Source organism: Ferribacterium limneticum (assembly GCF_020510565.1).
GTDB lineage: Bacteria > Pseudomonadota > Gammaproteobacteria > Burkholderiales > Rhodocyclaceae > Azonexus > Azonexus limneticus_B.
In genome coordinates this window covers 1,131,412-1,148,892 of record NZ_CP075189.1, presented here as the reverse complement: position 1 = coordinate 1,148,892, position 17,481 = coordinate 1,131,412, and the positions used below count along the sequence as shown (strand labels likewise).

The following is a 17,481-nucleotide window of genomic DNA, read 5'->3' as shown; positions in this document are numbered from 1 at the left end:
TCCAGCCAGCCAACCGGATGCCCGGCCAGCCAGCGATTCATCGCCGAGGAGCCCGAGCATGTCCGATCATCCCTTTCACGTCGCCGGTGGATTTTTTGCCCCGACCCGCCATAACCAGCCCGAAACACTGACCCTGCAACGCCCCAGCCTGCCGGAAGAGACCAGCAGCGCTCCGCGCCCAGGCTCGCGTCGGCGCAAGCTGTGGGACATCCCGCACAAATTCCATTGCCCGGTCATCGGCGTCTGTTTTGGCGTTGAAGAACTGCGCGGCCTGATGGCCAGGAGCATGCAGTTCCCGCGCGACACCAGCGATTTCGTCCTGCACACCACGGCCGTCGGCGCCTGCGAAGCACGCACACCGCTGGCCGAAGCGCTGCACAAGCAGCTCGAAAAGCGTTTTCAACTCAGCGTCCGGGTTTTTACCAAAGCCAAGGAGGCCGAGGCACTGCGCAGCCTGTGGCGCGACGCGGCGCAAACCGGCATCGAGCTCCCCGCCGCGCTGTGGGCTAGCTGGACGCATCCGGCCTGCGATGCCTTGCTCGAACAGGACATCTACGCCGACATTCACATGATCCAGCACCAGCTCGGTACCGGCACACGGGCCGAGCTCTCCATGCTCAAGGCGCTGCAGGCCGACAACGCGCAATTGCGCCGGCAACTCGACGCGGCGCGCCACGAAGTGGAAACCCAGCGCACCGAGAAATCGCGCGAGACGCAGCAACTCGGCCAACGCGTCGCCGAACTGCGCATCGAGCTGGCCTGCAAGGACGCCTACGCCGCCAACCTGGCCGGCCAACTCGAGCTGTTGCGGCAAAGCCTGCCCGAGCTCAAGGAACGCCAGGCCCTGGCCCGCCGCGCCAGCGATGCCGAAGCCAGAGCCAGCGCGTTGACGGCGCAGGCCGGCGAACAGGACCGGGAAATTGACTACCTGCGCGACCGCCTGCGAGCGCTGACCCAACATGCCGGCGAAACCATCAAGTCCCTGCTGGCCGAGGGCCCGGATGCTGCGCCGGAAGACACCGGGGCGAATCTCGCCGGCAAATGCGTTCTTTGCGTCGGCGGCCGAACCGGCTCGATCGACGGCTATCGCCAGATCGTCGAGCAGCGCGGCGGCCGTTTCCTGCACCACGACGGCGGTCTGGAAGAAAGCCTGCATCGCATCGACGGCTTTCTCGCCGCCGCCGACCTCGTCATCTGCCAGGCCGGCTGCATCAGCCACAACGCCTACTGGCGGGTGAAGGAGCAATGCAAACGCACCGGCAAGCCCTGCCTCTACATGAAGAACGGCGGTGCTTCAGGGCTGTCGCGGCTGATCGACCAGAACCGCAGCGACACTGCGCTGCCGGCCAAGGTTTAACTGCCGCGCCGCTCCAGCCACCTGAGCAGGACGGCGAACAGCACCTCCGGCTCGACCGGCTTGGCGACAAAATCGTCCATGCCGGCATCGAGGCACTTCTGACGGTCTTCCCGGAACGCGTTGGCGGTCATCGCCAGGATCGGCGTCGGCCGGCGCCCCGCCAGCTGGCGAATGGCCCGCGTCGCCTTGATGCCGTCCATGATGGGCATCTGGATATCCATAAGGATCAGGTCGTAATCGGCCAACCCTGCCTTGTCGACCGCCACGGCGCCATTTTCGGCTACATCGACCGGCCAGCCGAGCACTTCATGGAGCAGTTCGAGGGCAACCATCTGGTTGATTTCATCGTCCTCGACGAGCAGGACGCGAGTGCCGGCAAAGCGGGTCCGCAAGGCCTGTTCCGTTTCCGCCGCCGACAAGGCCGGCCCCACCGGTTCATCGCCCTTGTCGGCCGTCCCCACCGGGACACAATCCCGGGCTAGGTGCAGCGTCAGGGCGAAGGTGCTGCCCTGCCCCGGCACGCTGCTCACGGAAATGTCGCCGCCCATCAGTTTGACCAGTTGCCGGCAGATGGCCAGGCCCAGCCCGGTGCCGCCATGCTGACGCGTGGTCGACGTATCGGCCTGCTCGAAAGGCTCGAAGACGCGTTGCAGCGAGTCGGACTGGATACCGATGCCGGTATCCACCACCTCGATGCCGATCAGCACGTCGCTGTCACTCTCCTCGCGAATATCGGCGCGCACCGTGACGCCGCCCTGCTCGGTGAATTTGATCGCATTGTTGACCAGATTGAGCAGGATCTGCTGGATGCGCAGGGCATCGCCGACCAGCGGGATATCAAGCAGGCGCGGCGCGATTTCGCGCCGGAGCCACAAGCCCTTGGCCTGCGCCCGCTCGCCAAGCAGGCTGTCGACATTGGCGAAGAGCGCCCCCGGCAGGAAGGGCATTTCTTCCAGAGCCAACCGCTCGGCCTCGATCTTCGACAGGTCGAGCACATCGCCGAGCAAGGCCAGAAGATGATTCGCCGCCTGATTGATGCGGCCCAGGTTTTCGACCTGCCCGGGATCGACATTCTGCCGGGCCAGCATGTGCGTGAGGCCGATGATGGCGTTCATCGGCGTCCGCACTTCGTGGCTCATGTTGGCCAGGAAAGCGCTTTTCGCCCGGTTGGCCGACTCGGCGGCCTCCTTGGCCTGTGAAAGCTGCTGTGTCCGCTCGGCGACCTGTGCCTCGAGATGATCGCGATGGCGCAGCAATTCGGCCCGCGACGCCTCGCGCTCGGCCGACCAGCGCGTCGAAATCCAGCCCCCCCAGGCAATGCCGGCCAGGCCGATGAGCCAGATGATCAGATGGCTGATGCCAAGATTGAAGCGCGATTGCTCGATCTGCGCATAATAGGGCGCCAGCGGCAGATTGAGCCCGGTCGCCCCGCGCATGTCACCGGTCTTATAACCCAGAATGGCATGGCATTTGTCACAGCCCGGCTCCATCATCATCGCCCGCAGGTAACGCAGATACGGCTTGCCGGCGACCTCCTCGACCGCCCACACCTCGGTCTTTTCGCCACGCACGAAGGCTTCGAGCTGATGCTTTTCCCAGACATCCGGGGCATTGCCCGGATTCAGGTAGCGCAACCCGGTGATGCGGCCGCGAATGCCGTAATCGGTGGCGTAGAGATCCATCATCTGGCGCAGCATCGAGGCCGGATTAAGCAGCGTCAGTTTCCGCCCATCGGCGGCCGTCGCCTCCCGCCCGGGCACATGCGACAACCACTCGACCGGCTGCTGGGTTGCCGTGATCGGCACGTAAACCCCGCCATGCAGCGTGCCCCAGCGACGGAAAGAGATGTCCTTGTTGAGATTGGCGCGCGCCTCGGCATAGGCCATCTCCATTGCCTGGTTGCTGACGTTGTGGAAATTCCACACCATCGACAGGGTCAGGACAAACGTCCACACGACAGCACCGAGCAGGGCCAGACGGACGGAGAAGAGTTTTTCAGCCATGACGCGATCGAGCTTTCATGCAAGGATGAAATCCCTTTGAATCTAGCATGAAAACGGCATGACCGGGCGGATCAACAGCCTGCACACCGCGCTCAGCCTCTCCCTCGGACAGCCCGCTGTAGCGCCATTTTCCCCGGCAGCCCGCCGATCAGCCATTCCCACGGTGAACCGGAAATAATCGGCAAATTTGCAACAAACGAACTGCCAGAAGCCGATCTGCAAGGACTTGACTTGCATCAATGTTGCAAATGCGATACATTCGCATTCGTGTTCATTGCATGCCGACATCGGCGAGAACACAGCATGTCCGGTCAGCCAGCCAAACGCCAGCCAGCCTTTCCATAACTGACTAGCCACAGGACTGCCCTCCCGCTCGGGGGATCGATGCGCGCACGGGCGTCCTGTCCGGTGATTTGACTCTGCCCCGACAGGAATATGAAAAAACAATCCAACAAGACCAAGTTCCCGGCCAGCTTCCGGGTTCCAGGCATGGCCAAGACCAGCATCGCGCTGGGCGTTTCCACCGCCATGCTGATGCCGATGGGCGCAGCCCGTGCCGACGACGATGTCGAAATGAAGCCGGTAACCGTCGTCGAACGCGCCTTTGACCACAACCCCTATGCCGAACCGGATGCGCCGTACAAGGCCAAAAAGTCCGGCGATGAGCGCCGCACGCGCCCGCTGGCCGAAACCCCGGCGACCATCCAGGTCATGACCAAGACGCAGATCGAGGATTCCGGCTATACCGACCTGCGCGACATTCTCGATGCCCAGCCGGGCATCACGCTCGGTACCGGCGAAAACGGCAACGCCTTCGGCGACCGCTACATCATCCGCGGCTACGAAGCCCGTTCCGACACCTTCGTCGACGGCCTGCGCGATCCCGGCATGACCATTCGCGAAAGCTTCGCCGTCGAACAAGTCGAAGTCTCCAAGGGTCCGAGCTCCAGTTTTGCCGGCCGCGGCACCGTCGGCGGCGCGATCAATGCCATCACCAAGCAGGCAACTGTCGACTACGACTTCACCAAAGTGTCCGCCGGCGTTGGCACCGATAGCTACGGCCGGGTCACGCTCGATGCCAACCACGTCGTCAACGACAATGTCGCCCTGCGTGCCAATGTCCTTTACGGCTACCAGCAGGTGCCCGACCGCGATCCCGCCGACCGCGAACGCAAGGGTGTGGCGCTCTCCGGCCTGTTCAAGCCAACCGACAAGCTCGACATCCTGGTCGACTACTACGGCCTGCGTGCCGAAGACAGGCCCGATCTCGGCTCATGGCTGACCGGCACCGTGCCGAATCGCCGGCCCATGGCAAATTCCCCGGTCTACGCCCAGAACGGCGATTTTCTGACCTCGGATGTCGACACCCTTACCGGGCGCATCAAGTACAAGATCACGCCCAATCTGCGCCTCACCAACCTGACGCGCTACGGTCGCTCGGAAAACGGTTATGTCGCGACGGGCGCCAATGCCAGCTCGACGCTGACCAACCTCAACCTGACCACCCATTCGGGCTGGCAGGATGTCGACTACTTCGTCAATCAGACCAGCCTGGGCTGGGATACGACCATCGCCGGCATGAAGCACGATTTCATCTTCAGTCTTGAATACACCGATCACAAGGTGCTGAACGGTCTGTACGAAATCGGCGGCGTTGTCCGTGGCGCGAACTCGCCCAGCCAGAGCAATGTTCCGGTAGCGTTGGCTCAGACTGCGCTGGACAGGACGAACGTCACCAAGAACACCGCCAACTGGGATATCGACTGGCAAGCCAAGGCGATTTCGGTGTCTGCCATGGACACCGTCGACCTGACGGAAAAATGGACGGCCTTTGCCGGCGTACGCTATGACAAGACCGATATTTCGCTGAGAACCCGGCAAGCCGCCCTTCCGACCGGCACCCAACCGCCGCAGGGCACCATCAACGATTACGGCAGCCAGAACGCCGGCATGTGGAACAGCCACTTCGGCCTGGTTTACAAGTTCCTGCCCTACGCCAATGTCTATGCTGCGTATGGCTCCGCCGCCGACCTCAACGGTGGCGAATCCGACGTCGGCAGCAGTTCGGGCTATGGCGGCATGGTCACCTACAACGGCTCGGCCGCTGGCGCCAAGCCGGAGAAAACCGAGAACTTCGAACTGGGCACCAAGTGGAACCTGCTGGGCGAAAAGCTGCTGGTCACCGCGGCGATCTTCCAGACCACCAAGTCCGACGTGATGGAAGGCGCCAACTACGCTGCAGCCGGCACCTTCAACACCGGCAAGAACCGTGTTCAAGGTATCGAACTCGGCCTGGCCGGCAACGTCACCGATAAGCTCAGCGCCTTTGCCGGCGTCGCCTTCATGGAGTCCGAAGTACTCGACTCATGGACTGCCGCGAACGTCGGCAAGCGCCTGAGCAACTTCGCCGACATCACGGCCTCGGCTCAATTGCGCTATCAACTGACGCCCAAGTTTGCCCTCGGTACAGCCGCCAAGTACGAGAGCGAAAAGTACGCCGGGCAACCCGACACGGCCGCTGGCTTCAATGCCACAACCGGCCTGTATTCGCAGCCTGTTCCGGCCTACACGGTGGTCGACGCCTTTGCCGACTACCGCGTGACCAAGCGGGCCAAAGTACGCCTCAATGTCGGCAACGTGTTCAACGCCGATTACTACCTGGCCGGTTATCGCTCAGGTGCCTTCGTCTACAAGGGCGATGCCATCAACGCACGCCTGACCCTGAACTACGACTTCTAAACAAGGTGGCAAGCGCCGGGCGGCTCAACAGAGTCGCCCGGCCTTTTTCATGAACGCTCCACATCCTCCCCTACAACAAATTCCGCGCGAGATTTACTGCGCTGCGGATTACGAACGCCTGGCCCCGCACTTCATCGCCGCGCCGGGCCTGGCCTACATCGCCGGCGGCTGTGCCGACGAAATGACCCTGGCCGCCAATCGCAACGCCTTTGCCCGGACGCAGATCCTGCCGCGCCTGCTACGCGACATGCACGACGGCCATACCCGGTGCGATTTGCTCGGACGAACCTGGGCGCATCCCATCCTGCTCGCCCCGGTGGCCTACCAGCGGCTGGTCCACCCGCTCGGCGAACTGGAAACGGCGCGGGCGGCCGCCGCCACCGACACCTGCCTGGTGACCAGCACGCTCGCTTCGCAAAAGCTCGAAGACGTGGCGCCGATGGCCGGCGCCGAACGCTGGTTCCAGCACTACATGCAGCCGACACAGACTGCCACGGTGGACCTGATAAAACGGGCGGAAATGGCAGGCTATACCGCGCTCGTCGTCACGCTGGACACGGCGATCAAGCTCCCCAGCCGGCGGGCGCAAGAGATCGGCTTCGCCATGCCGCCCGAGGTCATCGAGGCCAATCTGGCCGATTACCCGGTACCGCCGCCCATCGTGCTCGAACCCGGCACCAGCCGCGTTTTCCAGGGTGCGATGCGCCAAGCGCCAACCTGGAACGATCTGGCCTGGCTCCTCGGCCAGACCCGCCTGCCGGTGCTGATCAAGGGCGTACTCCATCCCGACGACGCAACCCGCCTGCAGGCCATGGGCGTGGCTGGACTGATCGTGTCCAATCACGGCGGCCGGGCGCTCGACGGCGTACCGGCCAGTCTCGACGTCTTGCCGCGCATCCGCCAGGCCGTCGGCGACGATTTCCCGCTGCTGCTCGACAGCGGCATCCGCTCGGGCAACGACATTTTCAAGGCCCTGGCACTTGGCGCCGACGCCGTACTCATCGGCCGCCTGCAGGTATACGCCCTGGCCGTGGCCGGGGCGCTGGGCGTCGCCCACCTGCTCAAACTGCTGCGCGAAGAACTGGAGGTCTGCATGGCCCAGGCCGGTTGTGCAACGCTGGCCGACATCGGCCCGGACATGATTTATCGACACGAGGCAACATCATGCTGATTCCCATCGAAGGCGTCCTCAGCAAGGACGAAGTACGTCAGTTCCGCCAGCGGCTCGACGCCGCCGCATGGCAGGACGGCCTGAAAACGGCCGGCACCCTGGCCCGCTCGGTCAAACGCAACCTGCAACTGGAAGACGGCTCGCCACTGGCCGTCGAACTGGGCAACCTCATCCTGCGCAAGCTCGGCAACAATCCGCTGTTCGTTTCGGCCGCACTGCCCAACCGCATCTACCCGCCCAAATTCAACCGCTATGCCGATGGCGGCACCTACGGCGCGCATGTCGATAGCGCCGTGATGGCCGTGCCGGGCACCAACGTTTCAGTACGCAGCGACCTTTCGGCCACGCTCTTCCTGGCCGAGCCCGATGAATACGAAGGCGGCGAGTTGCAGGTCGAAGGGCCTTTCGGCATCCAGTCGGCCAAGCTGGCGGCCGGCGACATGGTGCTTTATCCGTCGAGCAGCCTGCACTGCGTCACGCCGGTAACGGAAGGCGCCCGCGTTGCCTCGTTCTTCTGGATTCAAAGCATGGTCCAGAACGACAGCTCACGCGTCCTGCTCTTCGATCTCGACCAGTCCATCCAGGGAATCACCCCGGCCCTCGCCGCCGACGACCCGCGCCTGCTCAAGCTGACCGGCGTTTATCACAACCTGCTCCGCCAGTGGGCGGTGACCTGAAAGCGGAAACATCATGCGCAAATCCATCGCCTGGGCGCTCGCCGCCGTCTTTGCCGCCGGCCCGGCATTGGCCGACGACAAGGAACTCAACCTCTATTCAGCCCGCCACTACCAGTCCGACGAGGCGCTCTACGCCAACTTTACCGAGCAGACCGGCATCAAGATCAACCGGATCGAGGGCAAGGCGCACGAACTGATCGAGCGTATCCGCAATGAGGGCGCCAACAGCCCGGCTGACGTTTTCATCACCGTCGATGCGGCCAGCCTTGCCGTGGCCGACGCCTGGGGCATCTTCGCGCCGGTCAAGTCAAAGCTGCTCGAATCGCGCATTCCGGCCCATCTGCGCTCGGACAACTGGTTCGCCTTCTCGACGCGGGCGCGCATGATCATCTACAACAAACGCAAGCTCAAGGCAGAGGACGTCGCCACCTATGAGTCGCTGGCCGATCCGAAACTCAAAGGCCTGTATTGCAGCATCCCTGGCGGGCACATCTACAACCTGACTTTTGTCGCCTCGATGGTTGCCCACAACGGCGAAGCCAAAACCGAGGAATGGGCGCGCGGGCTGGTCGCCAATTTCGCCCGGACCCTGAAGGGCGGCGACACCGACCAGATCAAGTCGGTGGCCGGTGGCGAGTGCGGCGTGGCGGTGTCGAACAGCTACTACCTGGCCCGCCTGATGGCCTCCGAGAAGGTCGAGGAGCGCAACCTCGTCAAGCGTCTGGGCGTCGTGTGGCCGAATCAGAACGGCCGCGGCACACACATCAACGTCTCCGGTGGCGGCATGGTCAAGACAGCCAAGCATCGTGAAGCCGCCGTCAAGTTCCTCGAATACCTGGCCAGCGACGAAGCACAGCGTTATTTCGCCAATGGCAACAATGAATGGCCGGCCGTGCCGACCGTCAGCATCAGCAACGAAGAGCTCGACGAACTCGGCAAATTCAAGGCCGACAATGTCTCGTTGATCAAGGTCGCCAACCAGTTGTCGGCCGCCCAGAAACTGCTCGACCGGGCAGGTTATCGCTGATCCGGATAGCGGGCCTGCGGTGTGCGATCACAGGCCCCCATCGCACATCAGTCAAATCGGGTGGCAGCCAGGCTCGCCCACAAAAAATCACCTCAGCACTTGGTGCAACACGCCTCCGGGCGATCCCGAGTGAATCGCTGACAGCCAGACTGAGCAAGGCTCTTGGCCATATTGCGTATTTCCCAGCGGCGGCCAACGCAATTGCGAATCGTTCCTAATAATTATTGACATTAATTCTCATTCACGAGAAGATGCGGCAAATTCTTGTTTGCATTAGGCGATTATCGTGACCAACCAGCCCAAAATTCCCGAGCACAACACGCCCCCGGAAAAAACCGAAGAACGCCCGCGGATCGATAGCGAAAAGATCCTCGGTGGCGCCTCCACTGTCGAGATCGAACACGCCGGGCAACGCTATCTGCTGCGTGTGACACGCGAGAACAAGCTGATCCTGACCAAATAGTCTCTCCGTTGTACCTCTCGTTTCCCGAAGCCAGCAAGCACCCGCCAGCCAGCCAAGGGTTTTTTTCCGGCCAGATGACAGGCAAAACCTGAAAAGTTGTCCATGAGTTACACCCTATCCCGCCCTTCCCCCCTGCAGCGCAGCGGCTTGCTAAGCGTGGTCGTTGGCCTGCATGTCGGTGTTTTCCTGCTCATCCTGGTCGCCAAGACCGTCGTCCCGCAAATCATGGAAATCCCGCTCGTCGTCGATCTGCTGCCCGCCCCCGAAGTCGCCAAGCCGCCGGAAGCCAAGCCCTTGCCGATGGCCAAGCCGGTACCGGTCAAGACCGTGCAGGCACCCATACCGAAGGCGCCCACCCCGGTCGTCGAAGCCACCCAGAGCACCGTCCCGACTCCCGCCGCCATCGTCGCCGCTCCGGCCGAACCCAAACCGGTTGCCCCACCCGCCGAGCCAGTCAGCCAGGCTCGCTTTGACGCCGATTACCTGAGAAATCCGGCCCCGCCCTACCCGCCGATCGCCCGCCGCATGGGCGAGGAAGGCAAGGTCGTGCTGCGCGTGTCGGTCAACCCGCTGGGTACCGCCGACAGCGTCGAGATCAGGACATCTTCAGGCAGCCAGCGCCTCGACGAATCGGCGCAAAAAACGGTTCGCAACTGGAAATTCATCCCGGCCAAACGTGGCGATGTCGCCGTCCAGAGCTGGGTGCTGGTCCCCATCATTTTCAAATTGGAGCAATAAAAATGCAGGAAAACTCGTTCGGTTTTGCGCACTTGTGGGCCAGCGGCGACAGCATTTCGCACGCCGTCGCCATCATTCTCGCCATCATGTCCATCGTCAGCTGGTACCTGATCCTGGCCAAGGCCGTCGATTGGTGGGCCATGCGCCGCGCCGCCAAGGCGCTCGGCGCCTTCTGGTCGGCGAGCAGCGTCGGCGATGGCATTGCCCTGCTCAATCAGGCCGGCGCCGACAGCCCTTACGCCCAACTGGCCACCCAAGCCAATGGCTGCAACAACGATTGCGAAGCCGCCCCCGGCCGCCTGGCCTCGCGTTTTGACCCGGCTGAACAGATGGAACGCGCCCTGCGCCAGCAACTGTCGACGACACAAGCCAGTATGGAAAACGGCCTGACCCTGCTTGCCACGACCGGCGCCACGGCGCCATTCGTCGGCCTGCTCGGCACCGTCTGGGGCATTTACCACGCGCTGGTCGCCATCGGCCTGTCCGGTCAGGCCGCGCTCGAGAAAGTCGCCGGCCCGGTTGGTGAAGCGCTGATCATGACCGCCGCCGGCCTCGCCGTCGCGCTGCCCGCCGTCTTCGCCTACAACGCCTTCACTCGCGCCAACCGCGTCATCCTGGCCGACCTCGACGCCTTCGCTCACGACCTGCATGCCTTCTTCACCGTCGGTAAGCCGTTTGTCGCCAACAGCGCGCAGATCCACCCGATGCGCGCCCGCGTTGCGACGGAGGCGGCATAACATGGCCATGGGCAGCTTCAACGCGCAGAACCACCAGATGCCGACGGCGGAAATCAACATGACGCCGCTGGTCGATGTGATGCTGGTTTTGCTGATCATCTTCATCATCACCGCGCCGCTCATGACGCATCAGGTGCCGGTCGACCTGCCGCGCGCCTCAAGCACGCCGTCGCCGGAAAAACCGCTGACGCTGCAGGTCAGCATCGATGCCGACAACCGCGTATTTTTGGCCGAAATTCCGGTTGACCGTAGCAGTCTCGAAGCGCGCTTCAGCGAAGCCGTGGCGCAGGACGCCAAGGTCGAAATGCACCTGCGGGCCGACCGCGCAACGCGCTACGAAACGGTGGCCGAAACGATGAGTGCCGCCCGTCGGGCCGGCCTCACCAAGATCGGTTTCGTGACCCAGCCGGGGGCTGCGCCGCTGTAAAAATTTCGTTTTAAAACCATCCTCAAGCCAGCCACGCGTATGCCCAGCCAGCCAGAGAAACCAGGGAGTCATAAAAATGCTGAGCATCAAGAAAATCGTTTCCGCACTGGCTTTATCCGCCGCCCTGGCCGCTCCGGCCCTGGCCCTTGAATACCCGATCGGCGTGCCGCAACAACGGGCCGGCATGGAAATCGCCGCCGTCTATCTGCAGCCGGTCGAAATGGAGCCGGAAGGCCACATGCGCAAGGCCAGCGAGTCGGACATTCACCTCGAAGCCGACATCCATGCGCTGGCCAACAACCCGAACGGCTTCGAGGAGGGCGCGTGGATGCCTTACCTGATGGTCAAGTTCGAGGTTTCCAAGATTGGTGGCGACTTCAAGGTGGCCGGCGATTTCATGCCCATGGTCGCCAACGACGGCCCGCACTACGGCGACAACGTCAAGCTGGCCGGCCCGGGCAAGTACAAGGTGAAATACACCATCCTGCCGCCGTCGGCCAACCCGCATTCGCACTTCGGCCGCCACACCGACCGCGCCACCGGCGTTCGCCCGTGGTTCAAGCCGTTTGAAGTCGAGTACGAATTCACCTACGTCGGCATCGGTAAAAAAGGCGGGTACTGATCATGAAACTCGCCAAGATTACCGCTGCGCTGGTCGTGGCGGGGCTGGCCCTGCCCGCGCTGGCCGGCCCCAAGGAGGTCGAGTTGCTGAACAAGCTGACCGCCCGGCTCGAAAGGCTTGAAGCCCGCAATGCCGAGCTGGAAAAGAAGCTCGAAACGCGCAACGCCGAGATGGAAAAGCAGGTCAAGACGCTCAAGACCGAGAGCGACGAGATCGCCAAGGGGCTGGACAGCCCGCGCCTGTCGCAGTACGAGCCGGAACTGACGGTGCGCCTGAAGGCCGTCGAAAAGGACGCGCTGGAAATGAAGAAGGCCGCCAGGATCGCCGAAGGTCTTGAAGGCATCAAGGTCAGCGCCGCGCTGGCCACGGTCGGCCAGCACGCCAGCGGCCTGCCGCAAGGCGTCGAAAACGGCAGTACCCAGCTCAACTACCGGGCCGACGTTTCGGTCGAACTGCCGCTCGACCCGATTGGCGATATCGAGCACAAGCTCTTTGCCCACCTGCGCATGGGTCAGGGCCTCGGCCTCAACGCCGCGTTCTCGCGCCTCGGCCATTTCGCCAGCGCGCCGAATGCACTGGCCTTCCGCGCTTCCGGCAGCAGCCCGGACGACTCGGTGACCATCCTCGGCCAGGCCTGGTACCAGGCGGCGATTCCGCTGCCCTTCCTCGGCTTCAAGCCTTATTCACGCGAAACCCTGGAGCTGACTTTCGGCAAGATGGACATCTTCGGCTTCTTCGACCAGAACGCCGCGGCCGGCGACGAAGCCAAGCAGTTCCTCAACTCCGTCTTCGTTCATAACCCGCTGCTCGACGCCGCTGGTGAAGTCGGCGTCGATGCCAACGGCTTCCAGCCGGGCTTTGTTGCTTCGTATCTGAATTACGTCGACAAGATGCAGCCGTGGCGTCTGTCGGTTGGCCTCTTCGGCGCCGGCGACAAGGGCGCCAACTACCAGCGCAGCCTGTCCTCGCCGCTGCTCATGGTGCAGGCCGAGACGGAGCTCAAGCTGTTCGGCGGCCTTTCCGGCAATTACCGGGTCTATGGCTGGAACCGCAGCCAGGGCACCGATTTCGACGGCACACTGACCAAGCACACGGGCGTCGGCGTCTCGGTCGATCAACGCGTCGGCGACGGTATCCGGCTCTTCGCCCGCTACGGCAAGCTGATTAACGGTGAACTGCCGTTCAACCAGGCAGCCACGCTCGGCGCCGAGTTCTCCGGCAGCTATTGGGGCCGCGGCGCCGACAGTCTGGGCATTGCTGGCGCCTGGCTGCAGGCCGGCAAGGCTTATCGCAACGCTCCAGTCACCACTTACCTGGACGAATTGCAGACCCAGACCGCTTTCACCTTCACGCCGCGCGGCGCCGAAAAGCTGGCCGAAGTCTATTACCGCTACCGCGTCTCGCCGCAGTTCGAGCTGTCGCCTGACCTCCAGTTTGTAACCAACGGCGGTGGCAATGGCGACGCCAAGTCGGTCAAGGTCTTCGCCCTGCGCGCCAACATCGCCTATTAAGGAAGCCCCATGAAAACCGCCCGCCTGCTTTTCATTTTTAGCCTTTTTTTCCAGTTGACCGCAGCAACGGCCGACGACATGCCGACCTACAAGCTGCTCATGAAGGATGGCCGCATTCATCCCGAAACGCTGGAAGTACCGGCCATGACGCGCTTTCGGCTGGAGGTGAAGAATGAAGGGCCGGGCGCGGCGGAATTCGAGAGTCTGGAACTGAAGAAGGAACTGGTCCTCTCCCCCGGTGTGACACGGAACATGGTGTTTTTTCCGATGAAACCGGGAACCTACAAGTTTTTTGACGATTTCCATCCGGAAACCGGGCAAGGGCGGATTGTCGCCAAATAGATCGCCAGCCAGCCAATAGAAACAACAGCCAGCAAGCACGGAGCACAGCATGGGTAACGCATTTTTTGTCGTCTGGCGTGAAAGCCTCGAAGCTTTCCTGATCGCCGGCATTCTCTACGCTTGGCTGCAGGCCAACGACGCCACCGGCAAGGGCAAGCGCGCCCTGTTCATCGGCCTCGGCGCCGGCGTCGGCCTGGCCCTGCTGCTCGGCTGGGCGCTGCTCACGGTGCAGGACGAGCTGACCGGCGAGGCGCTGGAAATCTTCCAGACCGCCACACTCTTCGTTGCCGCCGGGCTGATCACCCAGATGGTGCTGTGGATGCGCAAGCATGGCCGGCAGATGAAGGCCCGGCTGCATGCCGACCTGGCTGCCGCCCGCGAGCGTTCCGGCTATTTCGGCGTCGCCGTCGTGGCTGCCTTGGCCGTTGCCCGCGAAGGCGCCGAGACGGTGATCTTCCTTTACGGCATGGCGCAGGAAGGCGACCTGAGCGCCCTGCTCATGGGTTCCCTGGCCGGTTTTGCCGGGGCCGCTGCCACCGCCTGGCTGGCCGCCAAGAGCCTGGCCAAACTCAACATCGGCCTGTTGCTGCGCCTTTCCTCCATCCTGTTGCTGATCCTCGCCTCAGCCCTGCTCATCGCCGCCATCGACCGCCTGATCGGCGCCGGCTACCTGCCGCCGCTGATCGACCCGGTGTGGGACAGCTCGATGTTGATCGACGACACGACCAAGGGCGGCAAGCTGCTCGCCGACTTTTCCGGCTACCGTGCTCGGCCGGCGCTGAGCAGCCTGCTGGTCTGGGCAAGTTACTGGGGTGTCGTGCTGTTTGCCTGGCGGAGGACGGGCCGTGGCTGAACACGTCATCGCCTTCCACCCGAGCCGCCCGCGCAGCCGGGTGGAAAAAGTCGGCCTTTTCCTCCGCAACAACCGCCGGACCATCATCGCCATCCAGTGGCTCATCGTCGTCCTCTACGCCGCGATGGTCATCATCCCGGCGTTTTTGCCCTTGCCGCCGGAAGACGCTCACATCTGGGACAACTTGCGTCTGTTCGCCCAATTCTGCTTCTGGGGTCTGTGGTGGCCGGGCGTCATGATTGCCACGGTGACCATGGGCCGCGTCTGGTGCGGCCTGTTCTGCCCGGAAGGCGCCGTCTCCGAATGGGTCAGCCAGTACGGCCGGGGCAAGGCGCTGCCGCGCTGGCTCAAATGGACCGGCTGGCCCTTCGTCGCCTTTGTCATGACCACGGTTTACGGCCAGCTGGTCAGCGTTTACGAATACCCGCAAGCGGCCTTGCTGGTCCTTGGCGGCTCGACCATTGCGGCCATCGGCATCGGCCTGCTCTACGGCCGCGAAAAGCGCATCTGGTGCCGCTACCTGTGCCCGGCCTCCGGCGTTTTCGCCGTCCTGGCCAAAATCGCCCCGCTCCACTACAAGGTCGACCGCGACGCCTGGGACAAATATCAGGGCGACTTCGAGCCGGTCAACTGCGCCCCGCTGCTCGACGTCCGCCGCATGACCAGCGCCTCCGAATGCCACAGCTGCGGCCGCTGTGCCGGCCAGCGCGACGCCGTCACCTACTCGGCCCGCTCGCCGTTCAGCGAAATCCTCGATTTCACCAACCCGGCCCGCACGCCCGAAGCGCTGACGCTCGTCTACGGCGTCCTCGGCGTCGCCACCGCCGCCTTCCAATGGACGCTCAGCCCCTGGCTGCTCAGCGCCAAACTGGCCGCCGCCGAATGGCTCGTCGACCACGACCACTTCGCCCTGCTCGACAACGACGTGCCGTGGTGGCTGCTCACCCACTACCCGGAAGCCAGCGACCTGTTCACCTGGCTCGATGGTGCGCTGATCCTCGCCTACCTGCTCGGCGGCGGCTTCCTGCTCGGCAGCCTGCTCCTCGTCGGCCCGGCCATCGCAAGCCGTCTGCTCAAGACTGAACACCTGAGCTGGCAACGCTTCACCCTGGCGCTAACCCCACTCGCCGCCGCCAGCGTCATCCTCGGCCTGTCGATGCTCACCGTCACCCATTTGAAAGCCGAACACCTGTGGCTCGGCTGGTTGCCGTACTTCCGCATCGGCCTTCTGACCGCCGGCTGCCTCGGCAGCCTGTGGCTGGCTTTTCAGCTGGTTCTGCGGTCAACCGGAAAAAATGCCCAAAAATGGAATGCCGGGATCGCCATGCTGTGGCCGGTCGGGCTCATGGCGACGGTGTGGACGCTAGTTTTCTTTGTTTGGTGAGGGATATCTGTCCTTGGAGTTGGTATTTGAATCACTTGAGGAACAGAACCAAATTAAACAGTAAAAATTTTCTCTAACAGCCCTGTAAAATTACAAAGTCATAATTTTCCGGTTCAGCCGAAGATGCACCTTCAACTTAATTGCCCTTGCTGTGGTGCAAAGGCCATGAATTTGTGGAAAAAGCTAGGGCTATCTACCTACTCAACAACGCCATGTCGCGCCTGTGGCACTTCGCTGGGCGTAGAGAAAGCCGGCACGGGCTGGTTTATTTGGGGCTGGCTTCCATTTTCACTGTCCGGCCTGTTCCCATTCCCGGCAAAAATTATTCTTGGCTGCCTGGGCATCGGCTTAATTTTCGCGCCCCACCTCTTTTTTATTCCTCTGGTTCAGAAGACAAGTGAAATCAAGAGGACACCTCCACGCGGGATGATGCTCTGGTTAAGTATTGTTTTTTTGAGTATGTTTGCCAGCGACTGGATAAACCTCTTACCAAGCACACAAACGAAGATCATTGCGTTGCTCGTATCAGTCGTACTGACATTTCCTGTGATCAAGACTGTTTGGGATCGTATTCCGAAAGCAGATGAGAAAATCCTCGCCTTCGGTGCAGGCTATTTACTTATATTGGGTATGCACTACTTCGCGCTAAGTACCGTGCCACCTGCTTTGGTCAGTCGCATCTGGGGGGAGCAGTCCATAGCCAACGCTACGGTGGACAGGAAGCGCCACAGCAACAAATTGACGCGCTGTGCAAATAAAGTGGACATCATTTTTACCGACGATGATGCAAAACACGAAATCTGCCTTTCCGAAGAAAGTTGGAAACAGATTACAAAAGGGAGCACCGTCACTGTGAAAATCCAGGAATCCTCCTATGGGCGCTTGGTTACAGCAGTCGAGCCACTTGTTATCGATAGCGGCCTCACCAAATAAACAACAAAGCGCGCAGGCACACGAAAAATTCGTACTGCCCCCTTTTGCTGCACGCTTTTGCTGCACAGCGGTTCAGGCACTACAACTAGGGCATAACGCCCCCGGCCGTCTCCACAGCCAAAGTGGTCAGAGTGAATTAGTTTTTCCGACTCCCACGGTCAACCGGAAAAAACAGCCAAAAACAAAATCGGCCGGGCATGTCCCGGCTTTTTTGCGCATAAAAATCAGGCGCTGCCCCGTCCATTTTGCCCGCCGAGCGTTTGGGCCAGTCGGCTTCGGAGAACCGCTCTTGCCGGTCGCTCGGCAAGAAACACCAGCATTGCCGCGAACGAGCCACTGGCGTTCAGGTCTACGACGAGTCAGCGTTATTTTGCCGGGTACGTCGTGTTGCCTCGTGGTTCCTTGTGCGGCAGGCGGTCCCGGCCGGGTGGTCCGGTTTTCGCCGCCATGAACCAAGGCTCTGCGGCAGACGGGTGTGGTTGTTGCTAGTAGTTGGG

General features: G+C 62.3%; 16 protein-coding genes. 15 read left to right on the top strand and 1 reads right to left on the bottom strand.

Annotation, left to right across the window (positions count from 1 at the left end):
* Positions 1 to 58: 58 nt before the first annotated feature.
* Positions 59 to 1,357, top strand: a complete 1,299-nt coding sequence (locus KI610_RS05610) for a DUF2325 domain-containing protein (protein WP_226497682.1) — start codon at positions 59 to 61, stop codon at positions 1,355 to 1,357.
* Here KI610_RS05610 and KI610_RS05605 read toward each other — a convergent pair.
* Positions 1,354 to 3,360, bottom strand: a complete 2,007-nt coding sequence (locus tag KI610_RS05605; protein ID WP_226497681.1) for an ATP-binding protein — start codon at positions 3,358 to 3,360, stop codon at positions 1,354 to 1,356. The genes KI610_RS05610 and KI610_RS05605 overlap by 4 nt on opposite strands.
* A 435-nt stretch (positions 3,361 to 3,795) precedes the next feature.
* Here KI610_RS05605 and KI610_RS05600 point away from each other — a divergent pair, with 435 nt between their 5' ends.
* The 14 genes from KI610_RS05600 to KI610_RS05535 all read left to right on the top strand — a co-directional run bounded on the left by KI610_RS05600 (position 3,796) and on the right by KI610_RS05535 (position 16,984).
* Positions 3,796 to 6,099 (top strand): TonB-dependent receptor, encoded by a 2,304-nt coding sequence (locus KI610_RS05600; protein ID WP_226497680.1) that lies wholly within the window; start codon positions 3,796 to 3,798, stop codon positions 6,097 to 6,099.
* 49 nt (positions 6,100 to 6,148) lie between these two features.
* Positions 6,149 to 7,270 (top strand): alpha-hydroxy acid oxidase, encoded by a 1,122-nt coding sequence (locus KI610_RS05595; protein ID WP_226497679.1) that lies wholly within the window; start codon positions 6,149 to 6,151, stop codon positions 7,268 to 7,270.
* A complete protein-coding gene (locus tag KI610_RS05590) occupies positions 7,264 to 7,947 on the top strand; it encodes a Fe2+-dependent dioxygenase (protein WP_226497678.1) in 684 nt (227 codons plus the stop codon). The genes KI610_RS05595 and KI610_RS05590 overlap by 7 nt, the downstream gene beginning before the upstream one ends.
* Before the next feature lie 13 nt (positions 7,948 to 7,960).
* Positions 7,961 to 8,974 (top strand): extracellular solute-binding protein, encoded by a 1,014-nt coding sequence (locus tag KI610_RS05585; RefSeq protein WP_226497677.1) that lies wholly within the window; start codon positions 7,961 to 7,963, stop codon positions 8,972 to 8,974.
* Positions 8,975 to 9,260: 286 nt separating this feature from the next.
* The gene (gene hemP, locus KI610_RS05580) at positions 9,261 to 9,437 is read left to right on the top strand and encodes a hemin uptake protein HemP (RefSeq protein ID WP_226497676.1); all 177 of its coding nucleotides are present in this window, start codon (positions 9,261 to 9,263) and stop codon (positions 9,435 to 9,437) included.
* A gap of 102 nt (positions 9,438 to 9,539) precedes the next feature.
* A complete protein-coding gene (locus KI610_RS05575; RefSeq protein ID WP_226497675.1) occupies positions 9,540 to 10,175 on the top strand; it encodes an energy transducer TonB in 636 nt (211 codons plus the stop codon).
* Positions 10,176 to 10,177: 2 nt separating this feature from the next.
* Entirely contained in the window at positions 10,178 to 10,912 is a 735-nt protein-coding gene (locus KI610_RS20080) for a MotA/TolQ/ExbB proton channel family protein (protein WP_319004211.1), read from the top strand.
* Position 10,913: 1 nt separating this feature from the next.
* Entirely contained in the window at positions 10,914 to 11,339 is a 426-nt protein-coding gene (locus tag KI610_RS05565; protein WP_226497674.1) for an ExbD/TolR family protein, read from the top strand.
* Between the two features lie 76 nt (positions 11,340 to 11,415).
* A complete protein-coding gene (locus KI610_RS05560; RefSeq protein WP_226497673.1) occupies positions 11,416 to 11,961 on the top strand; it encodes an iron transporter in 546 nt (181 codons plus the stop codon).
* A gap of 2 nt (positions 11,962 to 11,963) precedes the next feature.
* Positions 11,964 to 13,472 (top strand): carbohydrate porin, encoded by a 1,509-nt coding sequence (locus tag KI610_RS05555; RefSeq protein ID WP_226497672.1) that lies wholly within the window; start codon positions 11,964 to 11,966, stop codon positions 13,470 to 13,472.
* A 9-nt stretch (positions 13,473 to 13,481) separates the two neighbouring features.
* Complete coding sequence (locus KI610_RS05550; RefSeq protein ID WP_226497671.1) at positions 13,482 to 13,814, top strand: cupredoxin domain-containing protein; 333 nt, start codon at positions 13,482 to 13,484, stop codon at positions 13,812 to 13,814.
* Between the two features lie 49 nt (positions 13,815 to 13,863).
* Positions 13,864 to 14,667, top strand: coding sequence for an FTR1 family iron permease (locus tag KI610_RS05545; RefSeq protein ID WP_226497670.1), 804 nt, complete (start codon positions 13,864 to 13,866; stop codon positions 14,665 to 14,667).
* Positions 14,660 to 16,051: a 4Fe-4S binding protein gene (locus KI610_RS05540; RefSeq protein WP_226497669.1), complete on the top strand. Its 1,392-nt coding sequence runs from the start codon at positions 14,660 to 14,662 to the stop codon at positions 16,049 to 16,051. The genes KI610_RS05545 and KI610_RS05540 overlap by 8 nt, the downstream gene beginning before the upstream one ends.
* A gap of 165 nt (positions 16,052 to 16,216) precedes the next feature.
* Entirely contained in the window at positions 16,217 to 16,984 is a 768-nt protein-coding gene (locus tag KI610_RS05535; protein WP_226497668.1) for a hypothetical protein, read from the top strand.
* Positions 16,985 to 17,481 lie beyond the last annotated feature (497 nt).